Genomic DNA, 18,749 nt, shown 5'->3' on the forward strand with positions numbered 1-18,749 from the left:
AGAACATGCGAATTTCTACTGCACAGTACTACGCGACCACTGCTGCCAACTATCAGCGCAACCTCAACAACGTGATGAAGACGGCCGAGCAGGCCAGTAGTGGCGTGAAACTCGAGACCGCGGCAGATGATCCGGTCGGCGCGGCGCGCTTGCTGCAACTCGAGCAGCAGAAAGCCATGTTGGGTCAGTACACCACCAACATCAACGCGTTGAACACGGCCCAGGCGCAGGAAGAGGGCGTGCTGGACAGCATCAACAACGTGCTGCAGAAAGTCAGCGAGTTGGCGATTCGGGCGGGTGGCGGATCGTTGAACGACGATGACCGCAAATCCATTGCCGCCGAGCTCAAGCAGTCCGAAGAGCAATTGCTGAGCCTGATGAACAGCAAGGACGCCAACGGCAAGTACATCTTCTCCGGCGCCAGCAACAACACCCCGCCTTTTTTACGCAATAGTGACGGCACCTACAGCTACCAGGGCGACCAGACCCAGCTGGAACTGAAAATCGGCGACTCGATGTCCCTGGGGCTGAACGATACCGGCTGGGACGTTTTCCAGCAGGCGATCAACGCTGCGCGTAGTTCGACCACCATGACAGCACCCGCCGTCGATGACGGTCGTGTGGCCCTGTCGCCTGGTCTGGTGAGCTCCGGTCCGACCTTCGATGCGAACTTCCGCAGCGGCCAGCCTTATACCCTGTCGTTCGTCAGCAGCACCCAGTACAAGATCACCGATGCATCGGGTAATGACGTGACCGCCGAAGCCGGTGGCGGTGGCAAGTTCGATCCGAATGCCAAGGGCGGTTCCGACGTCGATTTCCGCGGCGTGACCTTCAAGCTGGACATTACGTTCCAGGCCGGCGACACCCCCGCCGACTCCGCCAGCGCCGATGCGGTCATTGCCGGTCACAGCTTCCAGCTGACGGCCAAACCGGACAGTTTCGTCGCTAACCGCGCCCCGAGCAACACGTCGACTGCGATCATTTCCCAGGCCGCAGTGACCAACGCTGCGGATTACAAGAGCTTCTTCCCGGAAGGCGGAGCGGTGCTGAAGTTCACCGGTCCCGGGACGTTCGAGATGTACACCCGTCCGTTGACGGCTGGCAGCACTCCAGTGACCACCGGGACCGTGACCGCTGGCGTAGCGACGGCAGCCGGTGTCAGCTTCACCCTCGGCGGCACGCCGGCGGTTCCAGCGGCAGGTGATCAGTTCGATATTGCGGTCAACACCCACCAGACCCAGAACGTGCTCGACACCATCAGCCAGCTGCGTTCGGCGCTTGACTCACCGACCCAGGGTAATCCGGTCGCACAACGTTTCCTCGAAGACACGCTGGCTTCGTCCATTGCCAACCTGAACAACGCCAAGAACCAGGTGGACCTGGCACGTGGCGCTATCGGTGCACGGGGCAATGTGATGGATATGCAGAATGAGCAGAACACCAGCACCAGCCTGATCAACGAATCGACCGGAAATTCGATCAAGAACACCGATCCGGCGGAGGTGCTGACGCGTCTGACCTTGCAGCAGACCATGCTGCAGGCCGCGCAACTGGCATTCACCAAGGTCTCCCAGCTGAGCCTGTTCAACAAGCTTTGAACCGGTCCTGACTCCTCGCGGCCAGCCCTCTGCATGGGGGGCTGGCCTTTTTTTTTGATTTTTTTTTAATTCTACGTAGCGGGGTGGGGCGGGGCTGCGGACCACAAAATCAAATAAAGCGTGGATCTCTGAGTGACCCGCCGGTCAAAACGCGCATCTTCACTGTATCCTGTCTGCGGGCGGTTAGGTGGCGGGCTGTTCAAGGTAACTGCTTGAATCCCGACGTCGCTTCTTCTGGGGGCCTGGCCCCGACTGTAGACGCCCTCGATTCAGCGAGCGGCGATGTTCAGCTGTTTATTATTGGGAAGCCATAATGATTGGCATAAAAAATATAGCGAGTTACGTGCCGGTAGCCGGGATTGATAATTACGCCCAGGGTGCCAAGTTCGACAAGGACCAAACCTTTATCCTTGGCAAGATCGGCTCGGCATTTTTGCCACGCATGGCTGCCGATCAGGAAACTTCCGATCTGTGTGTCGAAGCCGCCAATGCGCTGTTTGCCGCCAGTCCCGAACTCAAGCGTGAGTCCATCGACTGTCTGATCGTCGTCACCCAGAACGGGGATGAGGAGGGGTTGCCGCACACCGCCGCGATCGTTCAGGACAAGCTGGGCCTGCCGACCCACGTCGCCGCTTTCGATATTTCCCTGGGCTGTTCCGGCTACGTGTACGGCCTGTATGCGATCAAAGGCTTCATGGAAGCCGCGGGGCTGAAAAACGGCCTGCTGATCACCGCCGATCCGTATTCGAAGATCGTCGACCCGGAAGACCGCAACACCACCATGCTGTTCGGCGATGCCGCAACCGCCACCTGGATGGGTGAAAATGCGGTCTGGCAATTGGGCAAGTCGAAGTTCGGCACCGACGGTTCCGGTGCTCCGCACCTGAAAGTCAGCGACGGTGTGTTCTTCATGAATGGCCGCCAGGTCTTCAACTTTGCCTTGCTCAAAGTCCCGGCGCATTTGCATGAGTTGCTGAGCGAGTCGAATTTGCAGGCCAGCGATATCAACGCTTTCTGCATTCACCAAGGCAGTGCGGCAATTGTCGATGCCGTGGCACGCCGCTTTGAAGAAGGCGAGCCGGAGAAGTTCGTCAAGGACATGCTCGAAACCGGTAACACGGTGTCGTCGAGCATTCCGCTGTTGTTGCAGAACCACGTGTTCGATTCCAAGTGGACTCGCGTGGCCATCAGCGGCTTTGGCGTGGGCCTCTCGTGGGGTTCGGCGATTCTCTATCGCGGTTGACTCATTCGATTGCAATGGCAATAAAAAGCGCCCGGAAATTTAGATTTCCGGGCGTTTTGCGTTTTTATGGCGCCGAATTTATGGCGTTAAAGCCTTGAAAATAAAGGGCTGGCACCCTGCCACTAAAAATTTGCAAAAAACCGCTCAAGCAAAGCCTCTTCACGACGATAACTATTACGTAGGTTCTCTAGGCCAAACCCGACGGATGTCAGGGCCGGAAGCCGAAGTATCCATCCAACGAGGATTTCGTCATGGCTTTAACCGTAAACACCAACCTTGCTTCCTTGACCGTTCAGAACAACCTGAACAAAGCTTCCGGCAACCTGCAGACTTCGATGCAGCGCCTGTCCTCCGGCCTGCGTATCAACAGCGCTAAAGACGACGCTGCTGGCCTGCAAATTTCCAACCGTCTGACCAGCCAGATCAACGGCCTGGGCACCGCCATCAAGAACGCCGGCGACGGTATCTCCATCGCGCAAACGGCTGAAGGCGCGATGCAGGAATCCACCAACATTCTGCAGAAAATGCGTACCCTGGCCCTGGCTTCCGCGAACGGCTCGCCAAGCGCTGAAGACCGTAAGTCGAACAACGCTGAATACTCGGCTCTGACTGCTGAACTGACCCGTATCGCTACCACCACTACCTTCGGTGGTCGTAACCTGCTGGACGGTTCATTCGGTACTACTGCTTTCCAGGTGGGCGCAAACGCCAACCAGACGATCAACATGACTCTGGGCGACGTTTCTGCTAACAAAGTTGGCTCTCAGCAACTGAAAAGCGTAACAAACGCACCTAGCACTGCTGGTGGTCTGACTGGCGGTCCTATCGTTGTTACAGGCGGTGGCCAGACCAGTGGCACTATCACCGTTGCTGCCGGTGATTCGGCCAAAGCTATTGCCGCTCAGTTGAACGGTGCGGTAGGTGGCTTGAGCGCAACTGCCAGCACTGAAGTTTCTTTCAAAGTAACTGCTACACCTGCGGTACCTGCTAACTTTTCCTTGACGGTAGCTGGTGCCAAGGTCAGCTTCGTTGGTGTAACCAGCACTTCCGATCTGGCTGATCAGTTGAAGTCCAACGCTGCAAAACTGGGCGTCAGCGTAAACTACGATGCCACCACTCAAGCCCTTTCCGTGAAGTCCGATACCGGCGAGAACCTTGTATTCGACGGCGGTGATGCCGGTGCAGTAGGCGTACAGGTCGCAACAAAAAACGGTTCTGGTGCTCTTAGTGGTTACACTGCCTTGGCCGCAGCTGGCGCTACAATCATCGCTACCGGCGCAATCTCGCTGAACTCCACCAACAGCTATTCGATGTCGGGTGCTGGCGTTGGCGGCTTGTTCGGTGGTGCGGCAGCTACTTCCGCAAATTCGGCCAAGACAGTTGTCAGCAATACTGACGTGACTACTGCTGCCAATGCACAAAACGCTGTTGATGTGATTACACAAGCGATCACCGCGATCGACTCCCAGCGTGCTGACCTCGGTGCTGTGCAAAACCGTTTCGATAGCACCGTGGCCAACCTGCGCAGCATCTCGGACAACTCCACTGCTGCTCGTGGCGTGATCCAGGACGTTGACTTCGCGGCCGAAACTGCTCAGCTGACCAAGCAGCAAACCCTGCAACAGGCTTCCACCGCGATCCTGTCCCAGGCTAACCAGCTGCCGTCGGCTGTGCTGAAGCTGCTGGGTTGATTCCGGCGCTTGGTAACTGACGGAAGGGCGCGTTTACGCGCCCTTTTGTTATTTTCATGATCAGGAGATCAGGCATGGACATGAGCGTCAAGTTGACCCAGTCCTATCCCGCCGTTGCCCCGCAAGGCGTAACGCCGAATGTCACTGGAAAGTTGGAACAGCCCAAGGCTGAAGCTGTGAAGGCTTCGAACTCCGAGCCCAAGCGTGACGAGCTGGAAAAAGCTGTCACCGACATTCAGGAGTTTGTCCAAGCTGCCCGGCGCAATCTGGATTTTTCCATAGATGATTCCACTGGCCGCGTCGTGGTCAAGGTCATCGCCACCGAAACGGGTCTGGTTATTCGTCAGATACCCTCGGAAGCTGCACTAAAGCTGGCTCAGAGCCTGTCGGACGCCAGTAGTTTGCTGTTTGACGACAAAGTCTGAACTGGCATGAATTTTGTTGCTGTCGCTGTTTAAGACGTTCCTGGTCAAGGAAACGGCGGCAGCTACTGGATAAGGAGAGAGAGGATGGCGGGTACATCGGTTAGCGGTATTGGTTCGAACATCGATACTCAGGCGATTGTGAAGTCTTTGGTGGATTCCGAAAGGGCGCCAAAACAGACGCAGATCAACAATCAGACGCTGAAAGCAACCACCTCGCTGTCGTCGATCGGCAAAATCCAGGCGGCGCTGGATGCCTTCCGTGGTGCGTTGGACAACATGAAAACCGCTTCCAGCTTCAGCGGCCTGAGCGGCACGTCTTCCGACGAAAAAGTCGCCACCGTGACAATAGGTAACGGTGCCGCTGCTGGCAATTTCTCGCTGCTGGTCACTCAGTTGGCAACTGCATCGAAAATTTCCACCAAGGTTTTCACAGACGGCGCGTCTTCGGTCGTCAATTCGGGTTCGGCGCCGTCTACTCTGAGCATCAAGCAAGGCAGCGATACGTTTGACGTCAGCATTCCTGCCGGCGCGACGCTGCAGCAAGTCCGCGATTCGATCAATTCCCAGTACGCGAACCAGGGCTTGAGCGCCAACATCCTTACTGACGCCAATGGTTCTCGGATGGTGCTGACTTCCAATAAAACGGGTGTCGGTTCGGACCTGAGTCTAACGGGCAATTCCGGTCTGGAAACCGGCACCTCGGTTCTCGCGACACCACAGAACGCCAAGTACAAGCTTGATGGCGTGGTGATGGAATCCAAGTCCAATACCATTGCCGACGCAGTGAGTGGCATTACCGTCAAGTTGACGGGCGTTTCTCCGATTCCGTCCGGTGGCGGTGCGGCGACACCAGCCACCATCACGGTGTCTGCCGATACCACGGCGTTGAAGTCGGCAGTCAAGGGTTTTGTTGATACCTACAACGCGCTGATTTCGGCTGCTAATACCGAGACCAAAGTCACGACCAATGCCGACGGTTCGTTGACCACTGGCGCTCTGACAGGCGACGCTTCTCTGCGTTCACTGTTGTCGTCGGTGCGTACCGAGTTGAATGTCATGGGCGGCACCGGCCAAATGAAATCTCTCGCTCAGTTCGGCGTCGAGACCGATCAAAAGACCGGCCTGCTCTCCATTGATGACAAAGTGTTTAATGCGGCGGCGCTCACTAATGCCGCTGATATCAATGGGATCTTTTCGGGCGATACCGGTTTGCTAGCGCGCATGAAGTCTGCGACGGACAGCTTCGCGATGAAAAATACCGGGGTTTTTGCTGCGCGTTCGACAAGCTTGAGCGATAGCTTAAATGACCTGAAAAAGCAGCAAGACACTCTTGATGCGCGAATGGCCAGCCTGCAAACGAGCCTGACTGCCAAGTACACCGCCATGGATTCCCTGGTAGCCCGACTGCGCGCCCAGAGCGACAGCATCATGACCACCCTCAATGCGCTGAACAATCCGAAAGACAGCTGATCCGGATTAGGCATAAAAAACCCAGGCAAGCTGTAATGACAGCGCCTGGGTTTTTTCTTGGGTGAAGTGTCTGCGCTAAAGTTCTGTGCCGATCAGTCGACATAAAGATCAGAGCCTTCCCAATTCCAAGCTGCTGTCTGTCACGAGGTAGAAATATGAACCCCATGAGAGCCCTTCGCCAATACCAGAAGGTCAATTCCCATGCCCAGATCTCTGAAGCCAATCCACATCGCCTGGTACAACTTCTGATGGAAGGCGGGCTGGACCGCATGGCCCAGGCCAAGGGTGCGTTGGAGCGTGGCGACATCGCACTCAAGGGTTTGATGATGGGCAAGGCTGTGGACATCATCATCGGTCTGCGCGATGGCCTGAATCCGGAAAAAACCGATGATCCGGCTTCGCTGCAGCAGCTCGACAATCTGTACGCCTACATGATGACGCGTCTGATGGAAGCCAATCGAGAAAACGACGCGGCCATCATCGACGAAGTAGCAGGTCTGCTTGAAACCCTGAAAAGCGGTTGGGATGCGATTGGAAGCCCACAGGCCTGAGGGCCGAGGATGACGTCATGAGTCAAGCACTGCAACGGATCGAAGAAACACGCGAAGCGCTCATCGATGCGCTGGCCGAACGTAACTGGGATGCGATCGGCGAGCTGGATTCGGCCTGCCGTGAATGCGTCGATGAGGTGCTCGCTGAAGCACCGATCGATGAGGAAGCACTGCGCACCCACCTTGAGAGTCTGCTGGCGGTGTACAAAGATTTATTGACGGTGACGATGGGCGAGCGTCAGGCAATTGTTGATCAGATGTCGCAGATCAACCAAGCGAAGAGTGCCGCAAAGGTTTACCATCTGTTTGGTTAATTAATATCTGCTTGATCCAGTCAGATTGCGCCATAAATTTGACTGTGAACGGTTTTTTGACTTTACTAGTGGCTGTTTCCAGATTTCAGGCGTCTACAGGCATTAACAGTCTGCAAGCGTCTAGCTTGCCCACTCATTTCGGGCACCGGGTTGACTAGGGAAGTTACGATTGCATGTGGCGTGAAACCAAAATTCTGCTGATCGATGACGATAGCGTCCGCCGCCGCGACCTGGCGGTGATTTTAAATTTTCTCGGCGAAGAAAATTTACCCTGCGGTAGCCATGACTGGCAGCAGGCTGTCGTCTCTTTGTCGTCCAGTCGTGAAGTAATCTGTGTCCTCATCGGGACGGTCAATGCTCCGGGTTCGCTTCAGGGCTTGTTAAAGACACTCGCGACATGGGATGAGTTCCTTCCGATTTTGCTGATGGGCGATAATTCTTCCATCGACCTGCCGGAAGACCAGCGTCGCCGCGTGCTGTCGACCCTCGAAATGCCTCCCAGCTACAGCAAGCTGCTCGATTCGCTGCACCGTGCCCAGGTCTATCGCGAGATGTACGACCAGGCCCGTGAGCGCGGTCGGCATCGCGAACCCAATCTGTTCCGCAGCCTCGTCGGCACCAGCCGGGCGATCCAGCACGTGCGCCAGATGATGCAGCAAGTGGCCGACACCGACGCCAGCGTGCTGATCCTCGGCGAGTCCGGGACCGGCAAGGAAGTGGTCGCGCGCAACCTGCATTACCATTCCAAGCGCCGCGAAGCGCCGTTCGTGCCGGTCAATTGCGGGGCGATTCCGGCCGAGCTGCTGGAAAGCGAATTGTTCGGCCATGAGAAGGGTGCGTTCACCGGGGCGATCACCAGCCGTGCCGGGCGTTTCGAACTGGCCAATGGCGGTACGCTGTTCCTCGACGAAATCGGCGATATGCCGCTGCCGATGCAGGTCAAGCTGCTGCGCGTGTTGCAGGAGCGCACGTTCGAGCGCGTGGGCAGCAACAAGACCCAAAGCGTCGACGTGCGCATCATCGCCGCGACCCACAAGAATCTCGAAAGCATGATCGAGATCGGCACCTTTCGCGAAGACCTCTACTACCGCCTGAACGTGTTCCCGATCGAGATGGCGCCGCTGCGCGAGCGCGTCGAGGACATTCCGCTGCTGATGAACGAGTTGATCTCACGCATGGAGCACGAGAAGCGCGGTTCGATCCGCTTCAACTCTGCGGCGATCATGTCGCTGTGCCGTCACGGCTGGCCGGGCAACGTCCGCGAGCTGGCCAACCTGGTGGAGCGCATGGCGATCATGCATCCGTACGGGGTGATCGGCGTGGTCGAACTGCCGAAGAAATTTCGCTACGTCGACGATGAAGACGAGCAACTGGTCGACACCCTGCGCAGCGATCTCGAAGAGCGGGTGGCAATCAACGGCCATACCCCGGACTTCACCACCCATGCCATGTTGCCCCCTGAAGGCCTGGACCTGAAGGATTACCTCGGTGGCCTGGAGCAGGGCCTGATCCAGCAAGCACTGGACGATGCCAACGGCATTGTCGCGCGCGCCGCCGAACGCCTGCGCATCCGCCGCACCACGCTGGTGGAAAAAATGCGCAAGTACGGCATGAGCCGCCGTGATGGAGATGAACAGGCGGATGATTGACGCCTGTTTTTCAACTCGTTCATTTTCAAGCAGTTTTTTTTAGGCACGGGTATTGCTATAGCCCTCGCAACGTTCCGTTTAACTGACGGTCAGCCAAGCGAGAGAGCACGATGCCCCAAGCCGCCCCCCTGTCTCCTGTCCCTAGTGCCCTGGGACAATCGTCGTCCGTAGAGCAGGCGAGCCGGCTTGGCCTCGAGCAGGCGTTTGCCCTGTTCAACCAGATGTCCAGCCAGTTGACCAACTCCTACAGCATGCTCGAAGCCCGGGTCACCGAGCTCAAGGGCGAGTTGGCGGTGGTCAGCGCCCAACGCATGCAGGAGCTGGCAGAGAAAGAACGCCTGGCCAATCGCCTGCAACACCTGCTCGACCTCCTGCCCGGCGGCGTCATCGTTATCGACGCCCAGGGCATCGTGCGCGAAGCCAACCCGGCGGCTTGCGAACTGCTCGGTCTGCCCCTCGAAGGCGAGCTGTGGCGGCAGGTGATTGCCCGTTGCTTTGCGCCCCGCGAAGACGACGGTCATGAAGTCTCTCTCAAGGATGGTCGGCGCCTGTCGATTGCCACGCGTTCGCTGGGTGCGGAGCCTGGGCAACTGGTGCTGCTCAACGACCTGACCGAAACCCGCCATCTGCAAGATCAATTGGCGCGCCACGAACGCTTGTCTTCCCTGGGGCGCATGGTCGCGTCGCTGGCGCATCAGATTCGCACGCCGTTATCCGCGGCCTTGCTCTACGCCAGTCACTTGACCGAGCAAACGCTGCCGGTCGACACCCAGCAACGTTTCGCCGGACGACTCAAGGAGCGCCTGCACGAGCTGGAGCATCAGGTGCGCGACATGCTGGTGTTTGCCCGCGGCGAGTTGCCCTTGACCGACCGCGTGACTCCTGCGCAGCTGATGCAGTCACTGCAGGCGGCGCTGACCCATGTACAGGACCTGCCGATTCGCTGGCAATGCGACAGTCATGCCGGTGAATTGCTGTGTAACCGCGACACCCTGGTCGGTGCGATCCTCAACCTGATCGAGAACGCGATTCAGGCCAGTGCCGGTGAGGTGCGCCTGAAGGTGCATCTCTACACCCGTGGCAACAACCTGCGCCTGTGCGTCAGCGATAGCGGCAGCGGTATCGACGGTGCTGTGCTGGCACGCCTGGGAGAACCGTTCTTTACCACCAAGACCACCGGCACCGGCCTCGGCCTGACCGTGGTCAAGGCGGTCGCCAGGGCTCATCAGGGCGAGTTGCGCTTGCGCTCGCGAGTCGGTCGCGGCACTTGTGCGCAGGTGTTCTTGCCGCTTTTTATCAATGATAAAAACAGCGCCCAGGGAGTGGAGTGAAGGTCATGGCAATCAAGGTTCTGCTGGTCGAGGATGACCGTGCTTTGCGCGAAGCGTTGGCCGACACGCTGTTGCTGGCCGGGCACGATTACAAGGCCGTGGCTTCGGCGCAGGAAGCCCTGGAAGCGGCGGGGGCCGAGGCGTTCAACCTGGTGGTCAGCGACGTCAACATGCCGGGCATGGACGGTCATCAATTGCTCGCGTTGCTGCGGGCGCGACAGCCGCAACTGCCGGTGTTGCTGATGACGGCGCACGGTGCCGTCGAGCGGGCGGTCGATGCGATGCGCCAGGGTGCGGCCGATTACCTGGTCAAACCGTTCGAGCCCAAGGCGCTGCTCGACCTGGTCGCACGCCATGCGCTGGGCAATGTCGGCAGCACCGATCACGAAGGGCCTGTGGCGTTCGAGCCGGCCAGTGCGCAGTTGCTGGAACTGGCCGCGCGGGTGGCGCGCAGTGATTCCACGGTGCTGATCTCCGGGGAATCCGGCACCGGCAAGGAGGTGCTGGCGCGCTACATTCACCAGCACTCCCGGCGCGCCAACCAGCCATTTATTGCGATCAACTGCGCGGCGATTCCCGACAACATGCTGGAGGCCACGCTCTTCGGTCACGAGAAGGGCTCGTTCACCGGCGCCATCGCGGCGCAGGCCGGCAAGTTCGAGCAGGCGGATGGCGGTACGATCCTGCTCGATGAAATTTCCGAAATGCCCCTGGGGTTGCAGGCCAAGTTGCTGCGGGTGCTGCAGGAGCGCGAAGTCGAGCGAGTCGGTGCGCGCAAGCCGATCATCCTGGATATCCGCGTGGTCGCGACCACCAACCGGGATCTGGCCGCTGAGGTGGCGGCGGGGCGGTTCCGTGAAGACCTGTACTATCGCCTGTCCGTATTCCCGCTGGCCTGGCGGCCCTTGCGCGAGCGCACGGCCGATATCCTGCCGCTGGCCGAGCGCCTGCTGGCCAAACACGTCAATAAAATGAAGCATGCGGCGGCGCGATTGTCGCCCGAGGCGCAGGCGTGCCTGATCGGTTATCCGTGGCCGGGCAATGTGCGCGAACTGGATAACGCGATTCAGCGCGCCTTGATCCTGCAGCAGGGTGGAATGATTGAGCCTGAGGATTTCTGTCTCGCCGGGCCGGTCGCTTGCGCGCCGTTACCGGCACTGGCGCCAGCGCGGGCAGTGGAAGTAGAGGCCGAATCTGCCGGGGCGCTGGGCGACGATCTGCGGCGCCGTGAATTCCAGATGATCATCGACACCCTGCGCACCGAGCGCGGCCGCCGCAAAGAGGCGGCCGAGCGCCTGGGCATCAGCCCGCGCACCTTGCGCTACAAGCTGGCACAGATGCGCGATGCCGGCATGGACGTGGAAGCGTATTTGTTTGCCACCTGAGCGCTGGCCTGCACGGGGCCCTGTAGGAGCAAGCTTGCTCGCGATGGTCGTTAACGATAACGCGGGGATTCAGGATCAACACGTCGCTCTTGGGTCCATCGCGAGCAATCAAGCGTCGACCGGCTGCTCCTACAGATGCGACACCGGGAAAGCTGGCACCCTTGTTGCTAACACCTCGTTACCCGCTGAGTGAGCGTCAAAAAATTGCGGGCCGCCAGAGAGAGTAGAGCATGAGCCAAGGTATTGAATTCAATCGATTGATGCTGGATATGCGCGCCATGCAAATGGACGCCATGTCTGCGCCGAAATCGACTGCCGCCGTCCCTGAACTGAATGGCAGCAGCTTTTCCGACATGCTCGGTCAGGCCGTCAACAAGGTCAACGACACCCAGCAGGCGTCCACAGCCCTGGCCAATGCCTTCGAGATCGGTAAGAGCGGTGTCGACCTGACGGACGTGATGATTTCCTCGCAGAAGGCCAGCGTGTCTTTCCAAGCTTTGACCCAAGTGCGCAACAAGCTGGTTCAGGCTTACCAAGACATCATGCAGATGCCGGTTTAAGGACGAGATTGAGTCATGGCTGATGCAATCGCTGACAATGTTCCGGCCAAGGCCAATTCCGTAGGCGGCAAGCCGCCGCTGTTCGGGTTGTCCTTCCTGGAAAACCTCTCCGAGATGACCATGCTACGTCAGGTGGGCCTGATGGTCGGCCTGGCCGCGAGCGTGGCGATTGGTTTTGCCGTGGTGTTGTGGTCCCAGCAGCCGGACTACCGTCCGCTGTACGGCAGCCTTGCCGGCATGGACGCCAAGCAGGTCATGGATACCCTGGCGGCCGCCGATATCGCCTATAACGTCGAACCCAATTCCGGTGCCTTGCTGGTCAAGGCCGAAGACCTGTCCCGCGCGCGTCTCAAGCTCGCGGGCGCGGGTGTCACTCCCAGCGATGGCAACATCGGTTTTGAAATCCTCGACAAGGAACAGGGCCTGGGTACCAGCCAGTTCATGGAAGCGACCCGTTATCGTCGCGGCCTTGAAGGCGAACTGGCGCGCACCATTTCCAGCCTGAACAATGTCAAGGGTGCCCGGGTGCACCTGGCCATCCCGAAAAGCTCGGTGTTCGTGCGTGACGAGCGCAAGCCGAGCGCCTCGGTGCTGGTCGAGCTGTATTCCGGGCGTTCGCTGGAGCCGGGCCAGGTCGTGGCCATCGTCAATCTGGTGGCGACCAGCGTGCCCGAACTCAGCAAGTCGCAGATCACCGTGGTCGACCAGAAGGGCAACCTGCTCTCCGATCAGGCGGAAAACTCCGAGCTGACCATGGCCGGCAAGCAATTCGATTACAGTCGCCGCATGGAGAGCATGCTCACCCAGCGCGTGCACAACATTCTGCAACCGGTGCTGGGCAACGACCGCTACAAGGCCGAAGTATCGGCCGATGTCGACTTCAGCGCCGTCGAGTCCACCTCCGAGCAGTTCAACCCGGACCAGCCGGCGTTGCGCAGCGAGCAGTCGGTCAACGAACAACGTACCGCCAGCAACGGCCCGCAAGGTGTACCGGGTGCCCTGAGCAACCAGCCACCGTCGCCAGCCTCGGCACCGCAAACCACCGGTGGCGCCACCGCGTCGGCCGGCATGGTGCAGCCCGGCCAGCCATTGCTCGATGCCAACGGCCAGCAGGTCATGGACCCGGCCACCGGCCAGCCCATGCTCGCACCGTATCCGGCGGACAAGCGTCAGCAGTCGACCAAGAACTTCGAACTGGACCGCTCCATCAGCCACACCAGGCAACAGCAGGGCCGATTGAATCGCCTGTCGGTCTCGGTGGTGGTCGATGACCAGGTCAAGATCAACCCGGCCAACGGTGAAATGACCCGTGCACCGTGGAGTGCCGATGAGTTGGCCCGTTTCACCCGCCTGGTCCAGGATGCGGTCGGTTTCGACGCCAGCCGTGGCGACAGTGTCAGCGTGATCAACATGCCGTTCTCCGCCGAGCGCGGCGAAGTGATTGCCGATATTCCGTTCTACTCCCAGCCGTGGTTCTGGGATGTGGTCAAGCAGCTGTTGGGCGTCCTGTTCATCCTGGTACTGGTCTTCGGTGTGTTGCGCCCGGTGCTCAACAACATCACCGGTGGTGGCAAGGACAAGCAACTGGCGGGCATCGGCAGCGACGTCGAGCTCGGTGGCATGGGCGGCCTGGACGGCGAACTGGCCAACGACCGTATCAGCCTCGGTGGCCCGACCAGCATCCTGCTGCCAAGCCCGAGCGAAGGCTATGACGCACAGTTGAACGCAATCAAGAGCCTGGTGGCAGAAGACCCGGGTCGTGTCGCCCAGGTCGTGAAAGAGTGGATTAACGCAGATGAGTGATAACCGAGCCATTGCCGCCAAACTGAGCAAGGTCGACAAAGCCGCGATCCTGCTGCTGTCACTGGGCTCGACCGATGCTGCCCAGGTATTGCGCCACATGGGGCCCAAAGAGGTCCAGCGTGTTGGCGTGGCCATGGCGCAGATGGGTAACGTGCACCGCGAGCAGGTCGAGCAGGTGATGAGCGAGTTCGTCGACATCGTCGGCGACCAGACCAGCCTGGGCGTCGGTTCCGATGACTACGTGCGCAAGATGCTCACCCAGGCCCTGGGCGAAGACAAGGCCAACGGCCTGATCGATCGCATTCTGCTGGGTGGCAACACCAGCGGCCTGGACAGCCTGAAGTGGATGGAGCCGCGGGCGGTCGCCGACGTGATCCGTTACGAGCACCCGCAGATCCAGGCGATCGTGGTAGCGTATCTCGACCCGGACCAGGCCGGTGAAGTGCTGGGCAACTTCGACCACAAGGTGCGCCTGGACATCATCCTGCGGGTGTCCTCGCTGAACACCGTGCAGCCGGCCGCCCTCAAGGAACTCAACCAGATTCTCGAGAAGCAGTTCTCCGGCAACTCCAATGCTTCGCGCACCAGCCTGGGCGGGATCAAGCGCGCGGCCGACATCATGAACTTCCTCGACAGCTCGATCGAAGGCCAGCTCATGGACTCGATCCGCGAAGTCGACGAAGACCTGTCCGGTCAGATCGAAGACCTCATGTTCGTGTTCAACAACCTGGCCGACGTCGACGACCGCGGCATCCAGGCGTTGCTCCGTGAAGTGTCCTCCGACGTGCTGGTACTGGCCCTCAAGGGCTCGGACGAAAACGTCAAGGAGAAGATCTTCAAGAACATGTCCAAGCGTGCGGCCGAATTGTTGCGCGACGATCTCGAGGCCAAGGGCCCGGTGCGCGTCAGCGATGTGGAAACCGCGCAGAAAGAAATCCTCACCATCGCCCGTCGCATGGCCGAAGCGGGCGAAATCGTGCTCGGCGGCAAAGGCGCCGAGGAAATGATCTGACCCCATGGCCAAGAACGATGAGCAGCCCTCTGACCTGATCAGGGCCCGTGATGTCGGTGGTTTCGAGTCCTGGGCGCTGCCCAGCTTCGATCCGCCGGCACCCGAGCCTGAGCCCGAGCCCGAACCCGAGCCGCCGGAAATGGAGGAAGTGCCGCTGGAGGAAGTCCAGCCACTGACCCTTGAGGAGCTCGAGAGCATTCGCCAGGAAGCCTACAACGAAGGTTTTGCGGTGGGCGAAAAAGAAGGGTTCCACAGCACCACGCTCAGGGTTCGCCAGGAAGCTGAAGTGGCATTGACGGCCAAGATCGCCAGCCTTGAAAAAATAATGGCGCACCTGTTCGAGCCCATCGCCGAACAGGACACCCAGATTGAAAAGTCCCTGGTCGAGCTGGTGCGGCACATGACCAGACAGGTGATCCAGCGCGAACTGGCCATGGACTCGACGCAGATCGAACACGTCATGCGCGAAGCCCTCAAGCTGTTGCCATTGGGCGTTGAAAACGTGCGGCTGTATATCAATCCGCAGGATTTCGTCCAGGTCAAAGCCTTGCGCGAGCGCCATGAGGAAACCTGGCGCATCGTCGAGGACGAGGCGCTGTTGCCTGGCGGTTGCCGGGTCGAAACCGAGCACAGCCGTATCGACGCCACGGTCGAAACCCGTGTGGCCCAGGTTATGGACAAGCTGTTCGACCAGATGCACGAACAAGCCTTGCACCCGGCCGCTCCGGACCTGAGCCTTGAGTTGCCCGTCGAAAGTAAACCCGTGGCTGCCCCTGATGCGCCTTGAACGCACCAGTTTCGCCAAGCGCCTGGGCAGTTACGCCGAGGCCACGACACTGGCTGGCGCACCGATCCTCGAAGGCCGCCTGCTGCGCATGGTCGGCCTGACCCTCGAAGCCGAAGGCTTGCGCGCCGCTATGGGCAGTCGCTGCATGGTCATCAACGATGACAGCTACCATCCGGTGCAGGTCGAAGCCGAAGTCATGGGTTTTTCCGGCAGCAAGGTCTTCCTGATGCCGGTCGGCAGCGTGGCCGGCATCGCCCCCGGTGCCCGGGTGGTGCCCCTGTCCGACAGCGGTCGCTTGCCGATGGGCATGAGCATGCTCGGGCGCGTGCTCGATGGTGCCGGCCGCGCCCTGGACGGCAAGGGCGGGATGAAGGCCGAGGACTGGGTGCCGATGGACGGCCCGACCATCAACCCGCTCAAGCGCGAGCCGATCAGCGAGCCGCTGGACGTGGGCATTCGTTGCATCAACGGCATGTTGACGGTTGGACGCGGTCAGCGGCTTGGCTTGTTCGCCGGTACCGGCGTCGGTAAATCCGTGCTGCTGGGCATGATGACGCGCTTTACCGAGGCCGACATTATCGTCGTCGGTCTGATCGGTGAGCGGGGTCGAGAAGTTAAAGAATTCATCGAACATATCCTCGGTGAAGAAGGGCTCAAGCGCTCGGTGGTGGTGGCGTCGCCCGCGGACGATGCGCCGCTGATGCGTCTGCGCGCCGCCATGTACTGCACGCGAATCGCCGAGTATTTCCGCGACAAGGGCAAGAATGTCCTGCTGCTGATGGATTCGCTGACGCGTTTCGCCCAGGCCCAGCGGGAAATCGCCCTGGCCATCGGCGAGCCGCCGGCGACCAAGGGTTATCCGCCCTCGGTGTTCGCCAAGTTGCCGAAACTGGTGGAGCGCGCCGGCAATGCCGAGAAGGGCGGTGGCTCGATCACGGCGTTCTATACCGTGCTGTCCGAAGGTGACGACCAGCAGGACCCGATTGCCGACTCGGCGCGGGGCGTGCTCGACGGGCACATCGTGCTGTCGCGGCGACTGGCCGAGGAGGGCCATTACCCGGCCATCGATATCGAGGCCTCCATCAGCCGGGTCATGCCGGCCGTGGTGTCGCCGGAACACATGGCCCGGGCGCAGTACTTCAAGCAGTTGTGGTCGCGCTATCAACAGAGCCGCGACCTGATCAGCGTCGGCGCCTACGTCGCCGGCGGTGACCGCGAGACCGACCTGGCGATTTCCCTGCAGCCGCAGCTGGTCAAATACCTGCGCCAGGGCCTCAACGACAGCATCAGCCTGGGCGAAAGCGAAGCGTACCTCGCCTCGATCTTCGCGCCCGCGGCGGGCGGTTAACCGGCCATGGCCCAGAGTCGGGCGGGCCGCCTGGCCCCCGTGGTGGAAATGGCCGAGAAGGCCGAGAAAACTGCGGTCCAGCGTCTGGGACACTTCCAGGGGCAGGTGCGGCTGGCCGAAAGCAAACTGGCCGACCTCGAAGCCTTTCGGCTCGACTATCAGGAACAGTGGATCGTGCGCGGCAGTGCCGGCGTGTCCGGGCAATGGCTACTGGGCTACCAGGGCTTTCTCGCGCAATTGGGCACGGCCATCGATCAACAGCGGCAAAGCCTGGCCTGGCACCAGAACAACCTGAACAAGGCGCGGGACACCTGGCAACAGGCTTTCGCCCGGGTCGAGGGCTTGCGCAAGTTGGTCCAGCGTTACCAGGACGAAGCACGGGCGCTGGAAGACAAGCGCGAGCAGAAGCTGCTGGATGAATTGTCCCAGCGCCTGCCGCGACATGATGCGTATTGATAGATTGCCCGGGAATGATCGCAGCCCGCGGCAGCTCAGCGCGAACGCGAAACCCCTGTAGGAGCTGGCTTGCCAGCGAAGAGGCCCGAGAGACCAGCGCAATACCCAAGACCCCCTTCGCCGGCAAGCCGGGCTCCTACAATGTTGTGTGTTGGCCATGAATCCATGGTTTTCCACGGACCTGTAGGAGCTGGCTTGCCAGCGAAGAGGCCCAAAAGACCAGCGCACTACCCAAGGCCGCCTTCGCCGGCAAGCCGGGCTCCTACAATGTTGTGCGTTGGCCATGAATCCATGGTTTTCCACGGACCTGTAGGAGCTGGCTTGCCAGCGAAGAGGCCCAAAAGACCAGCGCAATACTCAAGAACGCCTTCGCCGGCAAGCCGGGCTCCTACAACGTTTTGTGTTGGGCACGAATCCGTGGTCGTCCTCGGACCTGTAGGAGCTGGCTTGCCAGCGAAGAGGCCCAAGAGACCAGCGCAATACCCAAGACCGCCTTCGCCGGGCAAGCCGGGCTCCTACAATGTTTTGTGTTGGCCATGAGTCCATGGTTTTCCACGGACCTGTAGGAGCTGGCTTGCCAGCGAAGAGGCCCGAAAGACCAGCGCAATACCCAAGACCGCCTTCGCCGGCAAGCCGGGCTCCTACAATGTTTTGTGTTGGGCATGAATCCGTGGTTGTCTTCGGACCTGTAGGAGCTGGCTTGCCAGCGAAGAGGCCCAAAAAACCAGCGCAATACCCAAGACCGCCTTCGCCGGCAAGCCGGGCTCACAATGTTTTGTGTTAGACATGAATCCGTGGTTTTCCACGGACCTGTAGGAGCTGGCTTGCCAGCGAAGAGGCCCAAGAGACCAGCGCAATACCCAAGACCGCCTTCGCCGGCAAGCCGGGCTCACAATGTTTTGTGTTAGACATGAATCCGTGGTTTCCCACGGACCTGTAGGAGCTGGCTTGCCAGCGAAGAAGCCCGAAAGACCAGCGCAAAACTCAAGGCCGCCTTCGCCGGCAAGCCGGGCTCCTACAATGTTTTGTGTTGGCCATGAATCCATGGTTTTCCACGGACCTGTAGGAGCTGGCTTGCCAGCGAAGAGGCCCGAAAGACCAGCGCAATACCCAAGACCGCCTTCGC

Annotated in this window: 16 protein-coding genes; all 16 read left to right on the forward strand. The window is 59.9% G+C overall.

What is annotated here, in order from left to right:
- The first annotated feature begins 5 nt into the window (after positions 1–5).
- The 16 genes from SOP85_RS16040 (at position 6) to fliJ (ending at position 17,623) form a co-directional block, all read left to right on the forward strand.
- The gene (locus tag SOP85_RS16040; protein ID WP_323627466.1) at positions 6–1,598 is read left to right on the forward strand and encodes a flagellar hook-associated protein 3; all 1,593 of its coding nucleotides are present in this window, start codon (positions 6–8) and stop codon (positions 1,596–1,598) included.
- Positions 1,599–1,911: 313 nt separating this feature from the next.
- Positions 1,912–2,841 carry a ketoacyl-ACP synthase III gene (locus tag SOP85_RS16045; RefSeq protein WP_323627467.1) on the forward strand — a complete coding sequence of 310 codons (930 nt, stop codon included), beginning with the start codon at positions 1,912–1,914 and terminating at the stop codon, positions 2,839–2,841.
- Positions 2,842–3,092: 251 nt separating this feature from the next.
- The gene (locus SOP85_RS16050; protein WP_274074839.1) at positions 3,093–4,532 is read left to right on the forward strand and encodes a flagellin N-terminal helical domain-containing protein; all 1,440 of its coding nucleotides are present in this window, start codon (positions 3,093–3,095) and stop codon (positions 4,530–4,532) included.
- Between the two features lie 74 nt (positions 4,533–4,606).
- Complete coding sequence (locus tag SOP85_RS16055) at positions 4,607–4,957, forward strand: flagellar protein FlaG (RefSeq protein ID WP_274074840.1); 351 nt, start codon at positions 4,607–4,609, stop codon at positions 4,955–4,957.
- Between the two features lie 84 nt (positions 4,958–5,041).
- Entirely contained in the window at positions 5,042–6,427 is a 1,386-nt protein-coding gene (gene fliD / locus SOP85_RS16060) for a flagellar filament capping protein FliD (RefSeq protein ID WP_274074841.1), read from the forward strand.
- A 155-nt stretch (positions 6,428–6,582) separates the two neighbouring features.
- Positions 6,583–6,978 carry a flagellar export chaperone FliS gene (gene fliS, locus SOP85_RS16065; protein ID WP_274074842.1) on the forward strand — a complete coding sequence of 132 codons (396 nt, stop codon included), beginning with the start codon at positions 6,583–6,585 and terminating at the stop codon, positions 6,976–6,978.
- Between the two features lie 17 nt (positions 6,979–6,995).
- Positions 6,996–7,292: a flagellar protein FliT gene (fliT, locus tag SOP85_RS16070; RefSeq protein WP_323627469.1), complete on the forward strand. Its 297-nt coding sequence runs from the start codon at positions 6,996–6,998 to the stop codon at positions 7,290–7,292.
- Positions 7,293–7,465: 173 nt separating this feature from the next.
- The gene (locus SOP85_RS16075; RefSeq protein ID WP_077184077.1) at positions 7,466–8,941 is read left to right on the forward strand and encodes a sigma-54 dependent transcriptional regulator; all 1,476 of its coding nucleotides are present in this window, start codon (positions 7,466–7,468) and stop codon (positions 8,939–8,941) included.
- Positions 8,942–9,051: 110 nt separating this feature from the next.
- Positions 9,052–10,272: a sensor histidine kinase gene (locus tag SOP85_RS16080; RefSeq protein ID WP_323627470.1), complete on the forward strand. Its 1,221-nt coding sequence runs from the start codon at positions 9,052–9,054 to the stop codon at positions 10,270–10,272.
- Between the two features lie 5 nt (positions 10,273–10,277).
- Positions 10,278–11,657: a sigma-54-dependent transcriptional regulator gene (locus SOP85_RS16085; RefSeq protein WP_323627471.1), complete on the forward strand. Its 1,380-nt coding sequence runs from the start codon at positions 10,278–10,280 to the stop codon at positions 11,655–11,657.
- Positions 11,658–11,887: 230 nt separating this feature from the next.
- Entirely contained in the window at positions 11,888–12,217 is a 330-nt protein-coding gene (gene fliE / locus SOP85_RS16090) for a flagellar hook-basal body complex protein FliE (RefSeq protein ID WP_077184074.1), read from the forward strand.
- 15 nt (positions 12,218–12,232) lie between these two features.
- A complete protein-coding gene (gene fliF, locus SOP85_RS16095) occupies positions 12,233–14,020 on the forward strand; it encodes a flagellar basal-body MS-ring/collar protein FliF (protein ID WP_274074846.1) in 1,788 nt (595 codons plus the stop codon).
- The gene (gene fliG / locus SOP85_RS16100; RefSeq protein WP_274074847.1) at positions 14,013–15,032 is read left to right on the forward strand and encodes a flagellar motor switch protein FliG; all 1,020 of its coding nucleotides are present in this window, start codon (positions 14,013–14,015) and stop codon (positions 15,030–15,032) included. Before fliF ends, fliG begins: the two co-directional genes overlap by 8 nt.
- Before the next feature lie 4 nt (positions 15,033–15,036).
- Positions 15,037–15,819, forward strand: a complete 783-nt coding sequence (fliH, locus tag SOP85_RS16105) for a flagellar assembly protein FliH (protein WP_323627472.1) — start codon at positions 15,037–15,039, stop codon at positions 15,817–15,819.
- Complete coding sequence (fliI, locus tag SOP85_RS16110; RefSeq protein ID WP_046816899.1) at positions 15,809–17,167, forward strand: flagellar protein export ATPase FliI; 1,359 nt, start codon at positions 15,809–15,811, stop codon at positions 17,165–17,167. Before fliH ends, fliI begins: the two co-directional genes overlap by 11 nt.
- A gap of 6 nt (positions 17,168–17,173) precedes the next feature.
- Positions 17,174–17,623 (forward strand): flagellar export protein FliJ, encoded by a 450-nt coding sequence (fliJ, locus tag SOP85_RS16115; RefSeq protein ID WP_046816900.1) that lies wholly within the window; start codon positions 17,174–17,176, stop codon positions 17,621–17,623.
- The last annotated feature ends 1,126 nt before the right edge of the window (positions 17,624–18,749 follow it).

Source organism: Pseudomonas sp. YuFO20, assembly GCF_035064975.1.
Taxonomy (GTDB): domain Bacteria; phylum Pseudomonadota; class Gammaproteobacteria; order Pseudomonadales; family Pseudomonadaceae; genus Aquipseudomonas; species Aquipseudomonas putida_AE.